The 22,588-nt window shown below is 69.8% G+C and carries 15 protein-coding genes; 4 read left to right on the top strand and 11 right to left on the bottom strand.

What is annotated here, in order from left to right:
- The first annotated feature begins 37 nt into the window (after positions 1–37).
- The 3 genes from AB0877_RS23440 to AB0877_RS23430 are packed head-to-tail and all read left to right on the top strand — an operon-like array spanning position 38 to position 3,760.
- A complete protein-coding gene (locus AB0877_RS23440; RefSeq protein ID WP_366611459.1) occupies positions 38–2,479 on the top strand; it encodes a PEP/pyruvate-binding domain-containing protein in 2,442 nt (813 codons plus the stop codon).
- Positions 2,476–3,141 carry a hypothetical protein gene (locus AB0877_RS23435; RefSeq protein WP_366611457.1) on the top strand — a complete coding sequence of 222 codons (666 nt, stop codon included), beginning with the start codon at positions 2,476–2,478 and terminating at the stop codon, positions 3,139–3,141. The genes AB0877_RS23440 and AB0877_RS23435 overlap by 4 nt, the downstream gene beginning before the upstream one ends.
- A 52-nt stretch (positions 3,142–3,193) precedes the next feature.
- Positions 3,194–3,760 carry a TetR family transcriptional regulator C-terminal domain-containing protein gene (locus AB0877_RS23430; RefSeq protein ID WP_366611455.1) on the top strand — a complete coding sequence of 189 codons (567 nt, stop codon included), beginning with the start codon at positions 3,194–3,196 and terminating at the stop codon, positions 3,758–3,760.
- A gap of 105 nt (positions 3,761–3,865) precedes the next feature.
- On the opposite strand, the gene AB0877_RS23425 is transcribed toward AB0877_RS23430, so the two are convergent.
- The 4 genes from AB0877_RS23425 to AB0877_RS23410 all read right to left on the bottom strand — a co-directional run bounded on the left by AB0877_RS23425 (position 3,866) and on the right by AB0877_RS23410 (position 9,149).
- Positions 3,866–5,182, bottom strand: coding sequence for a hypothetical protein (locus AB0877_RS23425; protein WP_366611453.1), 1,317 nt, complete (start codon positions 5,180–5,182; stop codon positions 3,866–3,868).
- Between the two features lie 14 nt (positions 5,183–5,196).
- The gene (locus tag AB0877_RS23420; RefSeq protein WP_366611452.1) at positions 5,197–6,723 is read right to left on the bottom strand and encodes an alkaline phosphatase D family protein; all 1,527 of its coding nucleotides are present in this window, start codon (positions 6,721–6,723) and stop codon (positions 5,197–5,199) included.
- Between the two features lie 120 nt (positions 6,724–6,843).
- Complete coding sequence (locus tag AB0877_RS23415; protein WP_366611451.1) at positions 6,844–7,827, bottom strand: hypothetical protein; 984 nt, start codon at positions 7,825–7,827, stop codon at positions 6,844–6,846.
- Positions 7,824–9,149 (bottom strand): MFS transporter, encoded by a 1,326-nt coding sequence (locus tag AB0877_RS23410; protein WP_366611449.1) that lies wholly within the window; start codon positions 9,147–9,149, stop codon positions 7,824–7,826. The genes AB0877_RS23415 and AB0877_RS23410 overlap by 4 nt, the downstream gene beginning before the upstream one ends.
- Positions 9,150–9,369: 220 nt before the next feature.
- Here AB0877_RS23410 and AB0877_RS23405 point away from each other — a divergent pair, with 220 nt between their 5' ends.
- On the top strand, positions 9,370–10,749 hold the full coding sequence (locus AB0877_RS23405) for a DNRLRE domain-containing protein (RefSeq protein ID WP_366611448.1): 1,380 nt from the start codon (positions 9,370–9,372) through the stop codon (positions 10,747–10,749).
- Positions 10,750–10,932: 183 nt separating this feature from the next.
- Here AB0877_RS23405 and mmsB read toward each other — a convergent pair whose 3' ends face one another.
- The 7 genes from mmsB to araA all read right to left on the bottom strand — a co-directional run bounded on the left by mmsB (position 10,933) and on the right by araA (position 22,580).
- Entirely contained in the window at positions 10,933–12,183 is a 1,251-nt protein-coding gene (gene mmsB / locus AB0877_RS23400) for a multiple monosaccharide ABC transporter permease (RefSeq protein ID WP_355006870.1), read from the bottom strand.
- Positions 12,180–13,718 carry a multiple monosaccharide ABC transporter ATP-binding protein gene (gene mmsA / locus AB0877_RS23395; RefSeq protein ID WP_366611446.1) on the bottom strand — a complete coding sequence of 513 codons (1,539 nt, stop codon included), beginning with the start codon at positions 13,716–13,718 and terminating at the stop codon, positions 12,180–12,182. Before mmsA ends, mmsB begins: the two co-directional genes overlap by 4 nt.
- A gap of 85 nt (positions 13,719–13,803) precedes the next feature.
- Positions 13,804–14,946 carry a multiple monosaccharide ABC transporter substrate-binding protein gene (chvE, locus tag AB0877_RS23390; RefSeq protein WP_366611444.1) on the bottom strand — a complete coding sequence of 381 codons (1,143 nt, stop codon included), beginning with the start codon at positions 14,944–14,946 and terminating at the stop codon, positions 13,804–13,806.
- A 312-nt stretch (positions 14,947–15,258) separates the two neighbouring features.
- Positions 15,259–16,914 (bottom strand): ricin-type beta-trefoil lectin domain protein, encoded by a 1,656-nt coding sequence (locus tag AB0877_RS23385; protein WP_366611442.1) that lies wholly within the window; start codon positions 16,912–16,914, stop codon positions 15,259–15,261.
- A gap of 301 nt (positions 16,915–17,215) precedes the next feature.
- Entirely contained in the window at positions 17,216–18,202 is a 987-nt protein-coding gene (locus AB0877_RS23380) for a LacI family DNA-binding transcriptional regulator (protein WP_366611441.1), read from the bottom strand.
- Positions 18,203–18,614: 412 nt separating this feature from the next.
- Positions 18,615–20,735 (bottom strand): RICIN domain-containing protein, encoded by a 2,121-nt coding sequence (locus AB0877_RS23375; protein ID WP_366611440.1) that lies wholly within the window; start codon positions 20,733–20,735, stop codon positions 18,615–18,617.
- Between the two features lie 342 nt (positions 20,736–21,077).
- Positions 21,078–22,580: an L-arabinose isomerase gene (gene araA, locus AB0877_RS23370; RefSeq protein ID WP_366611438.1), complete on the bottom strand. Its 1,503-nt coding sequence runs from the start codon at positions 22,578–22,580 to the stop codon at positions 21,078–21,080.
- Positions 22,581–22,588 lie beyond the last annotated feature (8 nt).

The following is a 22,588-nucleotide window of genomic DNA, read 5'->3' as shown; positions in this document are numbered from 1 at the left end:
ATGCAATGCAGTTGTATTGCAACGAGAGTGGGCTCCCATGCACGTGATCGCACTGTCGGAGGTGACCGCCGCCATGACCGCCCTGGTCGGTGGCAAGGCGGCCGGGCTGGGCGAGCTGATCCGGCACGGCGAGCAGGTGCCCGACGGCTTCTGCGTCACGACCGAGGCACACCGGCTCGGCGTCGTCCCCACCGCCGAGGTCGTCGCCGCGTACCAGCGGCTCGGCGCGGGCGCGGTGGCGGTGCGCTCCAGCGCGACCGCCGAGGACCTCCCGGACGCGAGCTTCGCCGGGCAGCAGGACACCGTCCTCGACGTCACCGGCACCGACGAGCTGATCGCCGCCATCGAGAAGTGCTGGGCGTCGCTGCACGGCGACCGGGCGACCGCCTACCGCGACGCCCACGGCATCGATCACCAGACGGTACGGATGGCCGTCGTCGTGCAGCGCATGGTCACACCCACCGTGGCCGGAGTGCTGTTCACCGCGAACCCGCTGACCGGGCGTCGTGACGAGATGGCCGTCGACGCCGCTGCCGGCCTCGGCACCACAGTCGTGGACGGTGCCGCGGCCGTCGACCACTACATTCTCGACGACGTCACGCGCGCAGAGGCCGGCTGCCTGACGTCCCCGCAACTGGCCCGCCTCCGCGCCAGCGGCGAGCGGTTGCAGGCCCACTTCGGCTGCCCACAGGATGTCGAGTGGGCGATCGACGGGGAGGACGTGCTGTGGCTCCTCCAGTCCCGGCCGATCACCAGCCTGTTCCCCGCCCCACCGCCCAGCGAGAAGCCCCTCCCCCGCGTCTACCTGGAGTTCGGGCACGTCCAGGGGATGCTGCAACCGGTCACGCCGATGGGCATGTCGACCCTGCGCAGGCAGATCGCCGCAATGCTCGCCGCGCTCGGGGTACGGGTCGAGATCGTCGACATCGGCGGTCGCCTCTACGGCGACCTGACCGACCTCGCCCGCGACCCGTCGTCCCGCAAGCGGCTGGTGAAGCTCCTCGCTGTCGACTTCGGGCCGCGCGCCCAGGCGGTGATGCGGCACGTGCTGGCGGATCCCCGGTTCGCCCCGACCAGCGGCGGCACCCGGCGCGCTGGGGCATCGGGAGCCGCGTCACTGCGGACGGCCCGTCGCGCGGTGGCGGGGATCCTGCGGGCGCTGGCCCGCCCCGAGGCCGCGCGGACCCGGATGTTCGAGGCGATCGAGCAGCTGAGGGTGGCCTCAGCCGCCCCCGCCGACCTGCGTACCACCGGCGACCGGCTGCGCTTCGTGCAGGCGCAGGACACCGACGCCGACGACACCGCCGACGCGATCATGTGGCCGATCGTCGCCGGGATGCTCGCCGCCGCCCTGCCGACCGCGCTGCTCAAGGGCGTCGCCGGCCCGGACGAGATCCACACCGTGCTCGGCGGCATGCCGCACAACGTCACCATCGAGATGGACCTGGCCCTGTGGCGGCTCGCCCAGGGCGTGGGCGAGCACCGCCGGCTTCTCCTCGACACCCCGCCGGCCGAGTTGGCCGCACGCCACCTGCACGGGACGTTGCCCGACATCGGCATGGCGGCGTTCCTGGACGTCTACGGGCACCGGGGCGTCGCCGAAGTCGACCTCGGGGTGCCGCGTTGGGCGGAGGACCCCACGCCGGTCTTCGCCGCGGTCGCCAACTACCTGCGGGTGACCGATCCGCAACAGGCTCCCGACCAGCGCTTCCAGCGGGCCGCCTCAGCGGCGGAGACGGCGCTGGAGGAGTTGGTCACCCGAGCTCGCCGTAGCCGGCCGGTGCGGGGCAGGATGGCCGGTTTCCTGTTGCGCCGGGCGCGGTCGTTGGCCGGCTTGCGCGAGGCCGGCAAGTTCGCCGGGCTGTACCCGCTGCGCGAGACCCGTCGCCAACTGCTGCTCATCGGCGCCGACCTGCACGCTCGCGCGATGCTGGACCAGCCCGACGACATCATGTTCCTGACCCTCGACGAGGTGCACATCGCCGTACACCAGGGTGTGGATCTGCGCGGCACCGTGACCGCCCGGCGGGCCGTGCACCGCCGGGAGCTGCGGCGTCGGACCGTGCCGGTGGCGCTGCTCTCCGACGGTACGGACGTCGAGACCGTCCTGCCGGCGGCATCGACCGGCGACGGGATGCTCGCCGGAGTGGGCGCGTCGGCGGGCCGGGTGACCGGCCCCGCCCGGGTCGTGCACGATCCGGGCACCGCCCACGTCGAGCCCGGCGAGGTGCTGGTGGCCGCGACCACGGACCCCGGCTGGACCCCGCTGTTCCTCACCGCGGCGGCGCTGGTCACCGAGACCGGCGCGATCATGGCGCACGGCCCGACGGTGGCCCGTGAGTACGGCATTCCCGCCGTCATCTGCGTGCCGGACGCCACCCGGACCATCATCACCGGGCAGCTCGTCACGGTGGACGGCGGCGCCGGAACGGTCACGCCGCACAAACCGTCGGCCCCCGAGCGAGAAGGACGACCATGACCGACACGAAGACCCCGACCAGGGCGCGGGTGGGCCCGCTGCTGCGTCGGGCCGCCGAGGCCGAGGCCGCGACGTGGCGCAGCCTCTATGTGTGGGCACGGCGTCGTCCACTGCCGCTGGGGCCCGGCGACGAGCCGTTCGGCTACCTCGGCGTGGTCAAGCCGATCCTGGGCATCTTCATCGGCCTGTCGGTCGTGGAGATCCCGATCTTCGACGTGGTGGTCACCCACGTGGTGCCGTGGCGGCCCGCCCGCTGGATCGTGCTGGGCCTCGGCATCTGGGGGTTGCTCTGGATGATCGGCCTGTTCGCCAGCATGACGATCCACCCCCACGTCGTGGGCGATCGGGGCCTGCGGGTGCGGCTCAGCTCGGGCATCGACATCTGGATCCCGTGGACGGACGTCGAGGCGCTGCGCAAGCGCTACCGCTCGCTGCCGTCGAGCAGATCGGTGCAGGTCGAGCAGGAGGGCGACCGGCGGGTGGTGTCCATCTCGGTCGGCAGCCAGACCAGCATCGACGTCCTACTGCGCCGGCCGCTGACCTTCGACCTGCCGAGAGCCGGGTCCACGCCGGTGCACGAGCTGCGGCTGTACGCCGACGACCCGGACGGCCTGCTCCGCAGCGCGCGGGGCACTCCGGTGAGCCAGACCGTCAGCCGGTGACCACCCGCGCTGGCGGAGTCTCCGGGCCACCCACTGTGAAACGATCGAGGCCATGCCCAAGAAGGTCGATCACCAGGTGCGACGCACCCTCATCGCGGACGCGCTGATGCGGGTCGCCGCGGATCAGGGCCTGGAGGCCGTCAGCCTTCGACACGTGGCCGCCGAGGCCGGGGTGTCGGCGGGAATGGTCCAGCACTACTTTCGGACCAAGGACGAGATGATGGCCTTCGCGTTGAGTGTGGTGCGGGAGCGCAGCCAGAGCCGGGTCACCGAGGCGGTGGCACGGCTGGGCGAGACCCCGCCACCTCGACTGCTGCTGCGTACGATGCTCGCCGCGCTGCTGCCACTCGACGACGGCACCCGCGACAACGGGCGGGTCGCGCTCGCGTTCCTCGCCTACACGGCGGTGCGACCGTCAACCGCGCCCCGCCTGCACGAGGACACCGCGCAGTTCACCGGGTTCATCGCCAGCGTCCTGCCCGACCGGCACGGCGTCGCCGCCGCCTCCGGCCTGTTGGCGCTGATGGAAGGGCTCGGCGTCTACCTGCTGGGCGGGCAGTACACCGCCGAACAGGCGCTGGGGGCACTGGACGCCCACCTCGACCTGCTCTTCGGCTGATCCCGCCGTGACTGGCCGGAGGTTCCCAGCGGGGCCCACTGCCGAAGTCGCGGTATGCCCATGTACCGGGGACACCGCGACTTCGGCGGTCGGAGCCCGCCCGACTCAGTGCGCCGTGACGCCCGCCCGCGCCTTCAGCCGGCGCAACTCGTCGGCGGACATCAGCCAGGTGGAGTTCGTCGTACCCAGGCCGAGAAGCACCTGGTCGAAGGTGTTGCCGTCGTTGTCGTCGGTGTAGCAGACGCTCACCTCGCCCCACGGCGACGCGGCGACGGCGACGTGCTCCTGGCGACCCGTCGTGGTCTGGCTCAGCGCCTGCGCCGCCAGCCGGCCGGTGGACGTGCCGTCCGGGTTGAGGCCACGTGCCCAGACGTCCGGGTTGACGCCGGACACCGTCCAGCCCACCACCACGTTGTCCTGATCGTCGATGCCGACCCCCGGAGCGATGGCACCGGTTGCGGTGGAGACCGGAACCTCGTCGTGCCGGGCCGCGCCCGCGGCGGTGAACGATCGGGCCCAGACACCCCGGGTGCCGGTGTGGTCGGATTCCCACCCGACGGTGAAGTCACCGGCGAAGTTCGCCGCCACCGAGGCCCGCTGCTGCTGCCCGCCGCTCTGCGCGTTGGCCGTGCGCCGCGACAGCGCCACGGCACCGTTGGACCGGGCCAGCCGGATCAGCCCGATGTTGTACGAGCCGTTGGCGTCGGCGTCCTCGTCCCAGACCACCAGCGCCTCGCCGGAGGCGGACACCGCAACGTCGGGACGGTGGTGCGAGCCCGTCGTCTGCGAGGCGGTCACCTCGTACGCCTTGGTGGTGGCGGCGGTGAAGCCGGCGGCCTTGACGGTGGCGGGGGCGGTGCCCTGCACGTCCTCCCAGACCACGGTGAAGCCGACGGCGGCGGCGTTGGTGGGCGCGCCGTCCGGGTCGACCGAGACCTTCGGCCAGATCTGCTGCCCGGCGTCGCTGGCGTTGACCTGCCCCGAGCCGAGCACCGCGCCGGCGGGCGACACCACCCGGTACTGGATGTTGTAGACGCCGTTGCCGTCGCCGTCGGCGGCCCACACCACCACGGCGTTGCCCCGGTCGTCGAGCCCGACGTCGGGGCTGAGGTGCCGCCAGGCGGCCCCGCTGGTTCCCCCGCCGGAGAGCTTCAGCTCGTACGCGGGTGTGCCGTCGCGGAACAGCCGCAGGTAGATCTCGCTGTGGGTGTCGTCCTCCGGTGCGGTGCTGTCCCGGTCGTCCTCCCAGACCACGGCGACGTGGCCGTTGCGGTTCATGGCGATGGAGGGCCGGTCCTGGTCGCCGGTGGCGACGCTGTTCGCGGTGGTCCAGGTGACCGCCTCGGCGGTCATGGCGGTCGGGCCGGGAACCACGTTCGGGATCAGCAGGGACGCGGTGAGCAGTGCGGTGATCGCGGTCATGGTGGCTGTCTCCCTTACCCGGCCTGCAGGCCGGGCTGGCCGTCGAGGATGACGAACGAGCGCACGGTCGACGCCGCCGCGCCGTGCTCGGTCACTGTGTTCACCGCGCGGAAGTCCGCGCGGACCTGGCTGCGGGTGATGGTGGTACGGACGTAGCCGCGCCGGTCCGAGTAGAACTTCAGGTGCGGGTTGGCCGCCGCGTTCGGGACGGTGGTGCTGCCGCTGCCGTTGCCGGTCGAGCTGATCGAGGTGCAGACCAGCTCGGTGCCGACCGTGGCCGAGTTGGGGTTGACGTAGTCGGCCTTGAGATCGTTGGCCCACGAGCGGTGCACGTCGCCGGTGAGCACCAGCGGGTTGCGCACCCCACGCTGCTGCCAACCGCCCTGGATGCGGCTGCGCGAGGCCCGGTAGCCGTCCCACGCGTCCATGCTCGCCGCCCCGTTCGCGTCGAGCTGCTGGGCGAAGAAGACCTGCTGGCCGAGGATGTCCCAGGTGCCGTAGCGCTGGGCCAGCCCGTCGAGCAGCCAGGCCTCCTGGGTGGCGCCGGTCAGTGACCGGGAGGCCAGGTCGGCGTCGGCGCAGACCTTCCAGCCGTCGCCACAGGCCTGGTCGTCGCGGAACTGTCGGGTGTCGAGCATGTGGAAGGTGGCGAGTTGCCCCCACCGGACCCGCCGGTACAGCGGGATGCTGTTGCCGCTGGCGGCGGACGCCGGCCGCAGCGGCATGTTCTCGTAGTAGGCCCGGTACGCGGCGGCGCGCCGGGCGGTCCACTGGGCGGCGGTCAGCGTGGGGCTGCTGTCGTTGCGGACCATGTTGGCGTAGTTGTTCTCCACCTCGTGGTCGTCCGGCACCACCAGCCAGGGCGCCGCCGCGTGGGCCGCCTGCAGGTCCGGGTCGGACTTGTAGAGCGCGTACCGGCGGCGGTAGTCCGCCAACGACACGATCTCGGCACCGACGTGCTGGCGCACCGTGGAGCTGCCGACGCCGCCCTCGTAGATGTAGTCGCCGAGGTGCAGGATCAGACCGGGGTTGTCCTCGGCCATCCGCCGGTACGCGGTGTAGTAGCCGGCCTCGTAGTGGGCACAGGAGGCGAAGGCCATCACCAGATCGCGACCGAAGGCGCTGGGCGCCGGGGCGGTCCGGGTCCGCCCGACCGGCGAGATCTGCCCCTGGGCCCGGAACCGGTAGAAGTAGTCGGAGTCGGCGGCCAGGCCGCCCGCGATGGCGTGCACGGAGTGCGCGTCGGCGTAGCGGGCGACCACCGAGCCGGAGGCGACCAGCGAGGTGAACCGGTCGGTGGTGGACACCTGCCACTCCACGGTCACGTCGGCGTTGGCCATGCCGCCCTGCCCGTCGGCGTTGAGCGGGGAGGGTGCCAACCGGGTCCAGAGGACCACGCTGTCGGGCGCCGGGTCACCGGACGCCACACCGAGTTTAAAGGGGTACGGCACCGCTGCACGGGCACCCTGGAGAGGTGTCACAGCGGCTCCGGCGGTCACGAGTCCACCAAGGACGAAGATGCGACGGCTCAGCCTTGTCATGGTCAACAGCCTCGGGAACGTCGATGAACGGCGATGGCTGCGCGGCGGAATCCGACATGACGGAATGCTGTCCGCGCCAAGGCGTTCAGGTGTCCGGGCCGCCGGGCCCGGGACGACCCGTCAGGTCAACGGCGACGGCGACTCGGCACCGGGGATCACCAGCGCCGGCGCACCGGACCCGTCCGCCGGGACGCTCCACACGTCGGGCTGGCCGTCGTCGCGGCGCAGCGTGTAGGCGAGCTTTCCGCTGTCCAGCCAGGCGGCCTGGTCGTCGACGCTGCGGATCTCGGCGGTCGCGGTGACCCGCATGCTCGCCAGGTCCAGGACCGACAGCCGCCAGCCCTTCGCCGGGTCGGCGTCGACCGCCTCCTTGAACGCGAGCCGGGTGCCGTCCGGTGACAGCGACGGGCACTCGACGTTCTCCTTCAGCGTCTCGACCCTACGGGCGGCGAGGTCACCCCGGACGAGGTAGCGCTTGCCCCCGGTCGACATGGTCGCGTAGAAGCGGTTGTCGTCGGCCGTGAAGGTGACACCCCAGTAGTTGACGTCCGGGTTGCGGTAGGCCCGACCGTCCCGGGTGATCGCGAACTCCTCGAGCGACGACACAGTGGCACCGGTGCGGCTGTCGAGGATCCCGGTGCGGGTGGAGAAACCACCTGAGGTGTACGAGTCGCCGCCGACAAAGGTGGTCCAGGAGACCATCCGGCCGGACGCCGAGACCCGGGCCCGGTTCGGCAGACCCGGCACGCTCACCGCCCGGGTCTGGCGCAGCGTCGCGTCGAGCACGACGACCTGGTATGACCAGGCGGTCTCCGGCTTCAGGCAGACCCCGGTGCCGGCTGCGGCGTACACCCGGAGGCATTCCAGGCCGGCGACGGTGCGCGGCCCGGCGGGGTCGGTCGCGGCCACCGTGGAGACGTGCCGGTCGGTGATCGCCAGCAGGCGCGGCCCGGGTGTCAGGGTGACCGCCTGCTCCCCGCTGGCTGCCGGCGGCGGCGGGGCCGTCTCCGCCGCCGTCGCGGCGTAGCCGGCCGCCACCGCGCCCAGCAGCACGGCCGAGGCGACCACCACACCGAGCTTCGCTCGGGTCGACATCGCGGTCATCGGGACACCTTCCGGGTGGTGAGTCGGGACGGGGAGGCCAGCAGGAGCAGCGTGCCGAGCAGGACGCCGGCGACGGCCACGGCCGCCGCGCGGATCGCGTTCTCCGGCCCCCACGCCTGCCAGGCCAGGCCGAACAGCACGGAGGAGACGAGGTAGGCGAGGGCCTGCCCGGTCTGCACCAACGCGATTCCGGTGGTCCGCAGCCGCGCCGGCAACACCGGACCGGCGAGCGCGATGAGGACGCCGTCGGTGGCCGCGTAGAAGGCGCCGTACAGGGTCAGCGCGAGGGCGATCAGCGGCCACCCGTCGACCGGGCCGGCCAGCAGCAGGTACGTCGCGCCGAGGGCGGTGTAGCCGCCGATCACCACAGGCAGACGACCGATCCGGTCGGCGAGCACGCCGAGCGGAGCAGCGAGCAGCAGGTACGCCAGGCTGGTTCCCACCGCGAGCAGCGGGAACCAGCGCAGGCCGAGGTCCATTCGGCGTTGCAGCAGCAGGTAGACGAAGCCGTCGCCGATGGTGGCCAGCCCGAGCATCGCGGCGGCCAGCACCAGCCGCCGGGCCGGTCCGCCGCGCAGCAGCCCGAACGCCTCGCGGACGGAGACCTTCGCCTCGTTGGTCTCGTCCGCCGCCCCGCCGTTCACCACCTCGCCGTTCACCACCTCGCCGTTCACCACCTCGCCGGGTGGCTGCTCCCGGACGAAGAGCACGAGCACCACCACGGCCAGAGCGGCGATGCAGAAGCTGGTGACGAACACCGCGTCGTACGACTGCCCGACGACCAGCAGGACCGCGAACGCGGCGAGTGGCCCGAGGAACGCGCCGACGCTGTCCATCGCCCGGTGCACCCCGAACGCGCGACCCAGCGCCTCCGGTGGCGTGGAGAGGGTGATCAGCGCGTCCCGCGGCGCGCTGCGCACCCCCTTGCCGATCCGGTCGACGGCGATGACGGCGCCGATCGCCGGGATCGACCGACCGGCCAGCAGCAGGCCGAGCTTCGCGACCGCCGAGAGCGCGTACCCGATGCCGGCGATCAGCTTGCGCCGCCGGAACCGGTCGGCGGCGAAACCACCGACGACCCGCAGCAGCGCGGTGGCGCCGGTGTGGACGCCGTCCAGCACGCCGAAGGCCACCGGGCTGAGATGCAGGCCCAGCACCAGATAGAGCGGCAGGACCGCGGCCACCATCTCGGCCGACACGTCGGTGATCAGACTGACCGTGCCGAGCGCGACGACGTTGCCGCTGACCATCGTGAACCGGCGGCGGCGGGGGCCCGATCCGGGTTCGTCGGCGACCGGTCGGGAGACGGTCGACAGGTACACGAGCATCTCCTCGGGTCGGTAGCTGACGGTCAGCCATCGTTGCGACTGAGGGCAGGGGCGGCAAGGCTCCGCCGGGGAGCGCCAGGCGTGCGGCGGATGAACATCCGACAAACATCGAGATGTTTAACTGGCTGAGCGTACTGTTCATTCGACTGTGGTCCGCCGGTCCGTCGTCTCTCCTACATTCCTTGCGCTCTTCCCACGAGGTAAGGAGTCCTGCATGGACATTCGATTCCCCCGTCCGTCGGTGACGCTGGGGGTGGTCACGGTGATCGTCGCCGCGACCGCCGCCGTCGTCGTGACCGGCGCCGGCGAGGCGTCGGCGGCGAGCGTGACCTTCACGCCCGTCGCCGACACCTACGTCCAGAGCGACACGGCGGCCACCAACTACGGCACGTCCACCCAGGTCGTGGTCGACAATTCGCCGGTGCGGCGCTCGTTCCTGCGCTTCACGGTGAGCGGTGTCAGCGGCACGGTGACCAGCGCCAGGCTGCGGCTGCGCACGATCAGCGGCAACAGCGGCAGCGACGCCGGTGGCACGTTCCGCCGGATGTCCAACACGACCTGGTCGGAGACCGGCACCACCTGGAACAACCAGCCGGCCATCGACGGGGCCACGCTCGGCACGATCGGCGCGGTCAGCGGCAACAGCTGGTACGAGGTCGACGTCACCGCCGCTGTCACCGGCAACGGCACGTACAGCTTCGGTGCCACCTCGACCAGCGGTGACGGCGCCTACTACGACACCCGCGAGAGTGGCGCCGACGCTCCGCAACTCGTGGTCACCACCGGCAGCACCACGCCGCCCCCGTCGGGCGACCCGGTCTTCGTCGGCGCCGGCGACATCGCCGACTCGGGCTCCGGCGACAGCGCCACCGCGACGCTGCTCGACAGCATCCCGGGAACGGTCTTCACCACCGGCGACAACGTCTACGACAGTGGGACGGCGTCGCAGTTCACCAACTACTACGAGCCCACCTGGGGTCGGCACAAGTCGCGCACCCGCCCGTCGCCGGGCAACCACGACTACAACACGTCGGGCGCGAGCGGCTACTACACCTACTTCGGTACGTCGGCCGGCCCGAGCGGTCGCGGGTACTACTCGTTCGACCTCGGCAACTGGCACGTCGTGTCGCTGAACTCGAACATCAGCATGTCGGCCGGCTCGACGCAGGAGCAGTGGCTGCGCGCGGACCTGGCCGCCAGCAGCAAGCCGTGCACGATCGCGTACTGGCACCACCCGCTCTTCACGTCCAGCTCCAACCACGCGCCGTCGACGTCGACGCGCCCGCTGTACCAGGCTCTCTACGACTACAACGCCGACGTCGTGGTCTGGGGGCACAACCACGTGTACGAGCGGTTCGCCCCGATGAACCCGGCCGGTGTCGCCGACTCCAGCCGAGGTCTACGCAGCTTCGTCGCCGGGATGGGCGGTGCCGGACACTACGGCTTCGGCACCATCCAGCCCAACAGCGAGGCGCGTAACAGCTCGGCGTGGGGCCTACTGAAGTTCACCCTGCACTCCAACAGCTACGACTGGCAGTTCGTACCGGTAGCCGGCCAGACCTACACCGACACCGGCACCACCACCTGCCACTAACCCCACCCCCACCCACCCCACCCCACCCCACCCCACCTCGTCGATCTTGCACTTGCTGTCCCGGCTTATGCCGCATAAGCCGCAGATCGTCGACAGCAAGTGCAAGATCGCGGAGTTGGTGGGAACGCCGAAGGGCCCCTGACCGTGTCGCGGTCAGGGGCCCTTCCGGGTTTTGCGCGGGGGTCAGCGGGCGGTGCCGGCGCGACGCTTGTTGTAGACGTCGAAGGCGACCGCGACGAGCAGAACCAGACCCTTCACCACCGACTGGGTCGACTGGTCGATGCCCATCAGCTGCATGCCGTTGCTCATCACCGCCATGATCAGACCACCGACCATCGCGCCCACCACGGTGCCCACGCCACCGGTGACCGCCGCACCGCCGATGAAGGCAGCGGCGATCGCGTCCAGCTCGAACATGTTGCCGGCGGCAGGCTGGGCGCCGTTGGACCGCGACGAGTAGATGACGCCGGCCACCGCCGCCAGGAAGCCCATGTTGACGAACATCCAGAAGTTGACGGTGCGGACCTTCACCCCGGAGAGCGCCGCCGCCGACAGATTGCCGCCGATCGCGTAGACCTGCCGACCGAAGACGGTACGCCGGGTGAGCAGGCCGTAGACCAGCACCAGAACCGCCAGGATGATCAGCACGATCGGCAGCCCTCGGGCGTGCGCCAGCTGCCAGGCGAAGTACATGAGGACCGCGCCGACCAGCACGACCCGGGCGACGAAGAGCGGGAACGACTCGACGGGCTGCTGGTAGCGGATACGCGCCACGCGGGTGCGGAAGCCGCTGACCGCGTACCCGGCCACGGCGATGGCGCCGATCAGCAACGTGAAGGCGTCGAAGCCCTGCCCACCGAGCAGGCCGTTGAGGAAGCCCGCCGCGACCTGCTGGTACTCGGACGGGAACGGCGACAGCGAGATGTTGTCGAGCACCCGCAGCGTCAGACCCCGGAACAGCAACATGCCGGCCAGGGTCACGATGAAGGCCGGGATGCCGGCGTACGCCACCCAGAAGCCGTGCCACGCGCCGACCGCGACGCCGACGACCAGCGCGGCCACGACGCCGATCCACCACGGGTGACCCTGCTGGATCACCAGGACGGCGGAGACCGCTCCGGTGAGTGCGACGACCGACCCGACCGACAGGTCGATGTGCCCACCGATGATCAGGATGACCATCCCGATCGCGAGGACCAGGATGTACGAGTACTGGAGGACGATGTTGGTGATGTTGCCGGGGCTCAGCAACACCCCGTCGGTCAGGACCGCGAAGAGCGCGACGATGACGACCAGGGCGACGTAGATACCGCTCTGCCGCAGGTTGTTCAACACCAGCGCCCGCAGGTCGCTCGTCCCGCTGTGCAGGGCCGCGCCGGGCGCGCTGTCCGGGGGCGTGGGGCGCTCCGTCGAAGGGGTCTTGATGCTGGTCATCCGACGAGCTCCTTGTCCTTGGTCATCAGCTCCATGAGGCTCTCCTGAGTCGCCTCGGCCACCGGCATCTCGCCGGTGATCCGGCCGGCGGCGAGGGTGTAGATGCGGTCGCACATTCCGAGCAGCTCCGGCAGCTCGGAGGAGATGACGATCACCGCCTTACCGGCGGCCACCAGCCGGTTGATGATCGTGTAGATCTCGTACTTGGCGCCGACGTCGATACCGCGGGTGGGCTCGTCGAGGATCAGCACGTCCGGGTCGGTGAACAGCCACTTCGACAGCACGACCTTCTGCTGGTTGCCGCCGGAGAGCTTGCCGACCACCGCCATGACGCTCGGCGTGCGGATGTTCATCTCCTTGCGGCTCGTCTCGGCAACCTTGATCTCCTCGTTGCCGTTCACCCAGCCCAGGCGGGACAGCCGGCCCAGCGCGGCGGCGGACACGTTGCGCCGCACGTCGTCGATGAGGTTGAGCCCGTAGTGCTTGCGGTCCTCCGTGACGTAGGCGATGCCGTTGTCGATCGCCTCGGCGACGGAGCGCGCCTGCACCTCCCGCCCGTGGACGAAGAGTCGGCCCTGGATGTCGCGCCCGTAGGACCGACCGAACACGCTCATGGCCAGCTCGGTCCGGCCGGCGCCCATGAGGCCCGCGATGCCGACGACCTCGCCGGCGCGTACGGACAGCCCGACGCCCTCGACGACCATCCGGTCCTGGACCGGGTGCCGCACGGTCCAGTCCTCGATGCGCAGGACCTCGTCACCCGGCGACGACTCCCGGTCGGGGTAGAAGCTGTCCAGGTCGCGCCCGACCATGCCGCGGATGATCCGCTGCTGGGTCACCTCGTCCGACTTCATGTCGAGGGTTTCCACGGCGCGCCCGTCACGGATGACGGTGGTCGAGTCGGCGATGGCGGTGATCTCGTTGAGCTTGTGCGAGATCATGATGCAGGTGATGCCCTGCTCCTTGAGCGCCCGCAGCAGGTCGAGCAGGTGCGCCGAGTCGATGTCGTTGAGCGCGGCCGTCGGCTCGTCCAGGATGAGCAGGCGCACCTTCTTCGACAGCGCCTTGGCGATCTCCACCAGCTGCTGCTTGCCGACACCGAGCTGGATGACCGGGGTGACGGGGTTCTCGTGCAGCCCGACGGACGCCAGCAGCTTCGCCGCTTCGGCGTTGGCGAAGTTCCAGTCGATGAGGCCGCTGCGGCCGCGCCGTTCGTTGCCGAGGAAGATGTTCTCCGCGATCGACAGGTACGGCACCAGAGCGAGCTCCTGGTGGATGATGACGATGCCGTTGGCCTCGCTGTCGCGGATGCCGCGGAACTGCATCGGCTTGCCGTCGAAGAGGATCTCGCCGTCGTACGAGCCGGACGGGTAGACGCCGGACAGCACCTTCATCAGGGTGGACTTGCCGGCGCCGTTCTCACCACAGATGGCGTGGATCTCCCCGCGGCGCACTGCGAGGGTGACGTCCTCCAGCGCGGTGACGCCGGGGAAGGTCTTGGTGATGCGACGCATCTCGAGGATGGTGTCGTCCATGGTCACTGTCCTCCGTCAGGTCTGGACGCGGTACGCGCCCAGGCGTCGGGCCCGGCGGGTGTGACCGCCGGGCCCGACGAGTGGCTTACTTCTTGGCCTGACCGGCGGCTACCTCTTCCGCCGTCCAGTAGCCGGAGTCGATCAGCGTCGCCTTGATGTCGTCCTTGTAGACGGTCGCGATCGGCAGCAGGTACGCCGGGACGACCTTGACACCGTTGTTGTAGGTCTTGGTGTCGTTGGCCTGCGGCTCCTTCTTCTGCAGGAAGGCCTCGGCCGCGTTCACGGCCTGCTCGGCCAGCAGCCGGGTGTCCTTGAAGACCGTGGAGCTCTGCACGCCGTCGTTGATCAGCTTGATCGAGGCGATCTCCGCGTCCTGGCCGGTCACCACGGGGAGCTTCTTCGCGCCCTTGCCGTAGCCGGCGTTCTGCAGGGCGGTGATGATGCCGCGGGAGATGCCGTCGTACGGGGAGAGCACCCCGTCGACCTTCGAGCCGTCGTTGTAGCTGGAGGTCAGCAGGTTCTCCATCCGCTTCTGCGCGGTCTCCTGCTGCCACCGCAGGATGGCTACCTGCTCGGGGGTGGTCTGCTTGGACTTGACGACCAGCGTCCCGTTGTCGATGAACGGCTTCAGCGTGTCCATCGCGCCGCCGTAGAAGTACTGGGTGTTGTTGTCATCCAGCGACCCGGCGAAGAGCTCGACGTTCAGTGGCCCCTTGGCGGTGCCCTTCGAGCCGTCCTTGTTCAGCAGGCCGAGACCGACGAGCAGCGCGGTGCCCTGGGCGACGCCAACCTTGTAGTTGTCGAAGCTGACGTAGAAGTCGACGTCCTTGCTGCCGCGGATCAGCCGGTCGTAGGAGATGACCGGGATCTTCGCGGCCGCGGCGGCCTGCAGCTGGCTGCTGAGGGCGGTGCCGTCGATCGCCGCGAGCACCAGGACATCGGCACCCTGGGTGATCATCTGGTCGACCTGCTGCGACTGCGTGGGGATGTCGTCGCCGGCGTACTGGAGGTCGACCTTGTAGCCCTTGGCCTCCAGCTTCGACTTCACCGCGTTGCCGTCGGCGATCCACCGCTCCGACGTCTGGGTCGGCATCGAGACACCGATGGTCAGGTCGCTCGGCTTCTCGTCGCCGGACTTCTCACCGCTGCCCGCACCCCCGCCGCTGCACGCCGCCAAACTCAGCGCGAGTGCCGCGCCGCCGAGAGCAACCAGGAATTTCCTGCCCACGGGCTTCTCCTCTCTGGACTCCCCCGCCGACTGCCGGGGCCCACTGTCATCTTTCGGGTAGTGTTAGCGCTCACATAGATTGCGTCAACACCAGATCCGAAATACCGGTGTCACGGTCTCGTAACGGAGCATCCAGGCGAGCGTAGCCATGTGGCCGATCCACCGGAAGGGCAGGACTCGGCAACTCAGCGTGGTCGTCGGCAGCACTCTACAGACCGATGCCCGCGGACGACATCTGTCGTCCACGGGCATCGGCAGCACCGTCGGATCAGGTGGGCCGCCGCGACTTCGGTGCTCGGCGACCCCGGTCGACTACCGCTGCGACCACCGTTGGTTCGCCGCCGCGGTGCAGGTCCAGAGGATCACCGTGGTGCCGTTGGCCGTGGCGTTGCCGTTGACGTCCAGGCAGAGCCCGGTCTGCGCGTTGCTGATCGTGCCGTTGGCGTTGACCGCCCACTGCTGGTTGGTCCCGCCGTTGCAGTCCCAGATCTGCACCTTGGATCCGGCCGCGGCGTTCAACGGCGCGTCCAGGCACTTGCCCAGGGACTGCAGGGTCTGACCGCTCCTGGTCCAGCGCTGGTTGGCGGCGCCGTTGCAGTCCCAGATGACCGGCTGCGTGCCGTTCGTCGTGTTGCTGTTCGGCACGTCGAGGCAGCGGCCGGAGGCGGCGCTGGCATACGCGCTCGACGTGGTCGGCGGAGGCGTCGTCGGAGGAGTCGTGCCGCCACCGCTGACCCTGTACACCACGGTGCCGTGCGCGGGGACGCTGGCGCTGATGGTCCCGCTGCTGGTGCTGGTGCCGCCGGTCCACGCGTCGACCAGGGTGAACGACGAGCCGGACTTGCCGATGGCCGCGGCCGTCGTCGAGATCGTCGTCGTCGAGCCGCCCTGGTTGAAGAGGGCGACGGCGACGTCACCGTTGGCGAGCGGCTTGGCCAACACCCGACGCGTGCCGTCGAACGACACCTGCGCCCCCTGCAACCCGAGCGAGTCCTGGTTGATCGCGATCAGGTTGGCGTTCTTGAGGATGGTCTGCGTGGCGGCGTTCATGTTCCGCACGTCATTGCCGGCGATCAGCGGAGACGCCATGATCGCCCACATGGCGAAGTGGCTGCGCATCTCCGTGTCGTTCATGCCGCCGCGACCGACCTCCATCATGTCGGGGTCGTTGAACCCTCCCGGGCGCGCGTAGGACGCCAGCGGAACGGTCACGTTGATGATGTTCTGGATGCCCATCGGGTACCCGTTGGTCTGGCCGGTGTCCCACGCGTTGGTGATGTCCTCGGTGGTTCGCCACATGTTCGCCACGTCGCCCCAGTTGCGCTGCGGGCCGGTCTTGGCGTGGATGCTGTTCGAGTTGATGCTGTAGACGATCGGTCGGCCGGTGGCGGCCAGCGCGTCACGCATCTTGGCGAAGGTGGCCACCTGGTCGTTGATGCTGCCCTCCGGCGAGCACCAGTCGTACTTGAGGAAGTCGACACCCCAGGCGGCGAACTGGCGGGCGTCCTGCACCTCGTGGCCGCGGCTGCCGGTCGCACCGGGGTAGGAGCCGAAGTACTGGGCACAGGTCTTGTCGACCGGCACCTGGTAGAGGCCGAACTTCAGGTTCCGGGCGTGCAGGTAGTCGCCGAGCGCCTTCATTCCGCTGGGGAACCGGGTGGGGTCGCCCTGGATGTTGCCGGAGCTGTCCCGGTTGGGGTTGAACCAGCAGTCGTCGACCACGACGTAGTTGTAGCCCAGGTCGCGCATGCCGCTGCTGACGATCGCGTCAGCCGTCTGCCGGATCAGCGCCTCGTTGATGTTGCAGCCGAACGAGTTCCACGAATTCCAACCCATCGGGGGCGTACGGGCCACGCCGTTGTCGAGCGCCTGCGCCGCCGGGGCACGAAGGCCGACCAGGGTGCCGGCGAGCAGTAGTCCGGCCGCCAGTACGCTCCCCCAGCGACGACCTCGGGTATTGCGGTTCATCGAGCCTCCTGTCGGTGACGCCCGCCCGTGACGCCGATCTCTGGTCGGTACGCCGATAGTTGGGTGCCAATTTTTGTTAGCGTTAACAGAGACGCTCATCATGTTACGGCGACATTTCACGAGGTTCAATACCTGCACGGCTTTGTATCGCTTGTCATCGATTGGTTACACGGTGCGACCCATCGAGCCACGTCTTATCGGACGAGGAAACCGAATTCGCGCACGCCGGCGCGGACCCGTACGCCGCCGCAGCGCGGTCGCTCCCCGCACCAGGCGGGGCGACCTGGGGTTGCGCCGACGGTCAGCGACGAGGTGGAGCGACGCTCTCGCGGGCGACCAGAGCGGGGGCGATGGTCTGCCGCAGCGCCCCGCCGGTGCCCGACTCGATCTGCGACAGCAGCATCTGCAGGCTCGCACGCGCCACCGCGTCGAAGTCCGGGCGGACGGTGGTCAGCGGCGGAATGAAGTACGCCGCCTCCGGTACGTCGTCGAAGCCGACCACGCTGATCTCGTGCGGCACCTGCCGACCGAACTCGTGCAGCGCGCGCAGCACGCCCAGCGCGAGATGGTCGTTGGCGGTGAAGACGGCGGTGACCTCCGGCATTCGCGCCAACATCTGCCCGCACCGGTAACCCGACGCCGCGGACCAGTCCCCCGGCATCGGCGGCGGCGGCTCCAGCCCGGCGGACAGCAACGCCTGCCTCCAACCGTCGATCCGACCCACGCTGTCGAACCAGTCGGTCGGCCCGGAGACGTGCCAGACGGTGCGGTGCCCGGCGTCGAGCAGATGTTGCGTCGCCGCCCGGGCCCCCGCCACCTGGTCGACGGTCACCAACGGCACCGGCCGACTCGGGTCACCGTCGACCGTGACCAGCGGAACGTCCTTCGGCAGTCGCTCCAGCGCCTCACCGGCCGACTCGACCGGGGCGATGACCACGATGCCGGCGACCCGGTGCGACAGGTGCCGCTCCACGGCGGCCGAGATGGAGCGGTGGTCCAGGTTTCGCACGCTGCCGACGCTGACCGCGAAGCCCTCTTCGGCGGCGGTCTGCTCCAGCGCCGCCAGCAGCGAAGCCGGGCCGTAGAGCGTCGTGTTCTGCGCGACCACACCGATGACCTGCGATCGACCGGTCACCAGGGCGCGCGCCGCGCCGTTGGGGCGGTAGCCGAGTTCGGCAATCGCCGCGCGTACCCGAAGCCGGGTCTGCTCACGGACGTTGGGGTGCCCGTTGAGCACCCGCGACACCGTCTGATGGGAGACACCGGCGAGACGAGCAACGTCCGTCATCGCGGGACCGTGGACGGCCATTTCGCTCCCCCCGCTACATCTCCGGCCCGCGGCCCGTCGACGTCGACTGGAGCGGTCCGGCCCGATCCCCCTCGCTCAGTCACCACGCCGGTGCTGAATCCCAGGTGACCAGCGCTGGATCGCCGACAGTCTACGCCAGCAAAGACCCCGGACACGGCATGCCTGTGCGGGGACCGCCCGACGCGCCGCACCCGTACGACGCGGTGCCCGTCCGCAGTCCCGTACCCACCGGCACGGGACGCGGTCCTTGTGTGGTGCGCCGGCCTGTTCCTCGCTCCTGGACAGAGCGTGGAACAGGCCGGCGACAACCTGACGTGGTGGCGCGGGCACCACATGCGCCCGGCCTGTGTTGCCCGCGCCACCGGTCAGAGCGATCGTCGTGTGATCGGTGTCACGGCGTGGTCAGGTCGAACCGCCGCACGGTGACCGCGCCGCCGAGCGCCTGCGTCGCGTGGTTGAACATGGCGAACCGGTAGCCCATGAAGAACTGCCAGTTGTTCGCCAGCGTCAGGGCGTTGCCGAACGAGGTGAAGTTCACCCCGTCGGTGCTGTACGAGAAGCGTGCCTGTCGGCCGGACCCAGGTCTGATGTCGGCGTTGGCGCGCAACCAGATCCGGCCACCGGAGACGGCGGTGCTCGCCACCTCGCTGCCGGTACTTGTGGTGTTCCAACTGCCGTCCATCGTCAGACCGTTCTGCATGACCAGCCGGGTGGAGCCGTTGTCGCGTCTGACTCCGATCCAGGCCGACGAGTTGCGCAACACCGCCAATCCGGCGCGGTCACCGTCGCGCATGGTGGAGTAGTCCAACTCGATGGTCGCGGTCGAGGTCGGGCCCTGGATGCGGTGGGTCAGCGTGTTACGTGCCTTGTACAGGTCATTGGTGACAGTGGCGGTCTGCAGGTTCAGCCCGTTGTTGACCGACCACTTGCTGTTGTCCGGGTTGTGGTTCCACTCCCACTGCGGGCCGAGCGTGGTGCCGGCGAACGTGTCCGTGCCGGTGAGCGGCTTGACCGCCCGGGGCGGGGCGGGCAGGTTCGGCTTCGGGTACGTGCTGCCCCACGCGCCGTTGACCGTCTGCAGCACGGGCCACCCGTCGCCGGTCCAGGTGATCGGGGCCAGGGCCGGCATCCGACCACCGGGGTACGCGTCGACGAAGGACATGTAGTACCAGTCCCCGTTCTGGGTCTGCACCAGCCCACCCTGGTGCGGCACACCGCCACCGGAGATCGGGCCGGGCAGGTTGAGCAGCACCTGACGCTGCTCGTACGGGCCGAACGGGCCGTTCGTCGACTTCAGCACGTACTGGCCGTTGGCCGGGCGGGTGAGCCAGATGTAGTAGGCGCCGTTGCGCTTGTAGAAGCGGGCGCCTTCCAGCGTCCCGATGCTCGACGGCGTCTGGTAGACCTGCTGGGCGCGGACCTGGGACTTTCCGTCGGCGGAGAGCTGGGCGACGCTGATCGTGCCGTTGCCGTACGCGATGTACGGGGTGTCGTTGTCGTCGAACAGCAGGCCGGCGTCGTAGTAGCAGTTCGGGATGGTGGCGTGCTTGCTCCAGGTGCTGTCGACGGCGGACGCGGTGTAGATGTGGGTCTGAGCGAAGTCGATGCACCCGGCCCAGTAGTACTGCCGGTTGCTCGGCCGGTAGTTGAGCGTCGACGCCCAGATCCCGTCGACGTACGCGTTACCGCCGCTCATGTCGTACTTCGAGCCGAAGTCGAGCCGGGGCACGGCGTGACCGGCGAACTCCCAGTTCACCAGGTCGTACGAGCGCAGAACCGGCGCGCCGGGCGAGTAGTGCATGGTGGACGACGTCAGGTAGTAGACGTTGTCGACCCGGATGATGTCGACGTCGGCGAAGTCCTGCCAGATGGCCGGGTTCGAGAACGTGCCGTTCGACGGCGGCGGGGTCGTCGGCGGCGGCGTGGTGGGGTCGGTCCCACCGCCGACCCGGACGAACTGCCACTGCTGGTTGGTGCCGTTCCAGTCGTCGTACTGCACGATGTTTCCACCGTCGGCGGTCGAGGCGCCCTGCACCTCCATCACCTTGTTGCTGTTGCGGTTGATCAACCGGACGTAGCCACCGTCCGAGTCGGCCAGCCGGAACTGCTGGTTGGTGCCGTTGGTGTCGCTCCACTGCACGATGCTGCCGCCGTTGGCGGTCGAGAAGCCCGAGACGTCCAGCACCTTGCCGGAGAGCCGCGACTTGACCCGGTAGTAGCCACCCCCGGAGTCGACGAACTGCCACTGCTGCTGGTTGCCGTTGTTGCGGGTCCACTGGGTGATCCGCGCGCCGTCGTTCGTCGCCAGGTTGTAGACGTCCAACGCCTTGCCGCTGTTGCGGTTGACTAACACGTACCACGCATTGGTGTCGACCGTCGCCGCTGACGCGGGCGACGAGGCGACGGCTGCGGCCGCGCCACCGACCACCAGTGCCGTCGCGGCGACAGCAAGTCTCGACAGCCACCCGCGCCGACGTGGCGCACCCCGGGGAACCCGACCGATGGAAAGCATGATCCTCCTCTGCTGACGCGAACCGAGCGATCTGAGTCGGCGTCCGCGGCACCGGGCGGGGCGCCAATCTGACCGAGCCCGGCCATGTGATCGCTAACACCGCCGGCCCGACCGTGACGGCGACGGAATGCCGAGACCCGGGAGAGGTGGGGAGCGCGCGTGGCCGGACAGCCAAAGACATCGACCATCTTGGCTATAGACTGTGAGCGATAACATGCTGTTAGTCAAGCCGTAACACAGCCGCCTCGCGTCGCTGCCAGGACCACACGCGAACGGGTGGTCCACCCAGCCCGCAGGCAGGGATGGACCACCCGTCTCGAAGGGGCCGTCAGGCCGCGCGAATCAGAAGCCGCGAGCCAGCCGGTGGTAGGCCTGGTTCCAGCGCAGCTCGTCGGCGAAGCGGCGAGGCTCCGTGGCGGCGTCGATGACGACCAGCTCGGTGCGGCTCATCTCCGCCAGGTCGTGCAGCTCCTCCACGCCGACCGCCTGGGACAGAACGGTGTGGTGCGGGGCGCCCGCGGTGATCCACGCCTCGGCCGAGACGGGCAGGTCGGGGCGCGGACGCCAGACGGCGCGGGCAACCGGCAGCCGGCGCAGTGGTTGCGGCGGGGCCACCACGTCGATCTCGTTGGCCACCAGCCGGAAACGCTCCCCCATGTCGGCCAGGCCGAGCACCACCGCCGGGCCGGGTGCGGCGTCGAACACCAGCCGGACCGGGTCCTCCCGCCCGCCGATGCTCAGCGGGTGGATCTCCACGTTGGGAACGTCGGACGCGATGGTCGGGCAGACCTCCAGCATGTGGGCGCCGAGCACCAGCTCGTTGCCCGGAGTGAGGTCGTAGGTGTAGTCCTCCATGAACGACGTACCGCCGCTCACGCCCACCGACATCGCCTTGAGCGTGTGGACCAGCACCGAGGTCTTCCAGTCACCCTCGCCGCCGAAGCCGTAGCCGTCCGCCATCAGCCGCTGCACGGCGATGCCCGGCAGCTGACGCAGCCCGCCGAGGTCCTCGAAGTTCGTGGTGAAGGCCCGGAAACCGCCGGCGTCCAGGAAGGCACGCATGCCCAGCTCCAGGCGCGCGGCGTACCGCAGCGAGTCGTGCTGCTCACCACCGGGCAGCAACGCGCCGACGATGCGGTAGGTGTCCTCGTACTCCTTGACCAGGTCGTCCACCTGGGCGTCGGTGACCTCGCCGACGACCTCGACCAGGTCGTTGACCCCGTAGGTGTTGACCGAGACCCCGAAGCGCAGCTCGGCCTCGACCTTGTCGCCCTCGGTCACCGCGACGTCGCGCATGTTGTCGCCGAAGCGGGCCAGGCGCAGCGACCGCATGGCCGACCAGCCCAGCGCGGCGCGCGCCCAGGCCCCGACCCGTTCGGTCACCCGCGGGTCACTGACGTGCCCGGCCACCGTCTTACGGGCCACCCCGAGACGCGTCTGGATGTACCCGAACTCACGGTCGCCGTGGGCGGCCTGGTTCAGGTTCATGAAGTCCATGTCGATGTCGTTCCACGGCAACAGGACGTTGGCCTGGGTGTGCAGGTGCAGCAGCGGCGTCTGCAACGCGTCCAGACCGGAGATCCACATCTTGGCCGGTGAGAACGTGTGCATCCAGGCGATGACCCCGACGGCACCCTGAGCGGCGGCGTCCCGGCAGACCTGCAGAATCTCACCGCTGTTGGTCAGGACGGGCTTCCAGACCACGCGGGCGGGAATCTGCGGTGAGTCGTCGAGCGCGGCCGCGATCTGGCGAGACTGCTCGGCCACCTGGCGGAGCGTCTCCTCGCCGTACATGCCTTGGCTGCCGGTGAGGAACCAGATCTCGGGTTGTGTGTGTGGTGCCATGGAGTTGC

The organism is Micromonospora sp. NPDC047644, assembly GCF_040704315.1.
Taxonomy (GTDB): domain Bacteria; phylum Actinomycetota; class Actinomycetes; order Mycobacteriales; family Micromonosporaceae; genus Micromonospora.
The sequence above is the reverse complement of the archived record's forward strand: the minus strand, read 5'-3'. Positions and strand labels throughout refer to the sequence as shown.

Coding starts and splice junctions, on each gene's coding strand:
- AB0877_RS23425 (WP_366611453.1), bottom strand. CDS start 5,182: ATGACCGCGATCACCGCACTGCTCACCGCGTCCCTGCTGATCCCGAAC.
- AB0877_RS23435 (WP_366611457.1), top strand. CDS start 2,476: ATGACCGACACGAAGACCCCGACCAGGGCGCGGGTGGGCCCGCTGCTG.
- AB0877_RS23440 (WP_366611459.1), top strand. CDS start 38: ATGCACGTGATCGCACTGTCGGAGGTGACCGCCGCCATGACCGCCCTG.
- araA (WP_366611438.1), bottom strand. CDS start 22,580: ATGGCACCACACACACAACCCGAGATCTGGTTCCTCACCGGCAGCCAA.
- AB0877_RS23375 (WP_366611440.1), bottom strand. CDS start 20,735: ATGCTTTCCATCGGTCGGGTTCCCCGGGGTGCGCCACGTCGGCGCGGG.
- AB0877_RS23385 (WP_366611442.1), bottom strand. CDS start 16,914: ATGAACCGCAATACCCGAGGTCGTCGCTGGGGGAGCGTACTGGCGGCC.
- AB0877_RS23420 (WP_366611452.1), bottom strand. CDS start 6,723: ATGACAAGGCTGAGCCGTCGCATCTTCGTCCTTGGTGGACTCGTGACC.
- AB0877_RS23430 (WP_366611455.1), top strand. CDS start 3,194: ATGCCCAAGAAGGTCGATCACCAGGTGCGACGCACCCTCATCGCGGAC.
- AB0877_RS23380 (WP_366611441.1), bottom strand. CDS start 18,202: ATGACGGACGTTGCTCGTCTCGCCGGTGTCTCCCATCAGACGGTGTCG.
- AB0877_RS23405 (WP_366611448.1), top strand. CDS start 9,370: ATGGACATTCGATTCCCCCGTCCGTCGGTGACGCTGGGGGTGGTCACG.
- mmsB (WP_355006870.1), bottom strand. CDS start 12,183: ATGACCAGCATCAAGACCCCTTCGACGGAGCGCCCCACGCCCCCGGAC.
- mmsA (WP_366611446.1), bottom strand. CDS start 13,718: ATGGACGACACCATCCTCGAGATGCGTCGCATCACCAAGACCTTCCCC.
- AB0877_RS23415 (WP_366611451.1), bottom strand. CDS start 7,827: ATGACCGCGATGTCGACCCGAGCGAAGCTCGGTGTGGTGGTCGCCTCG.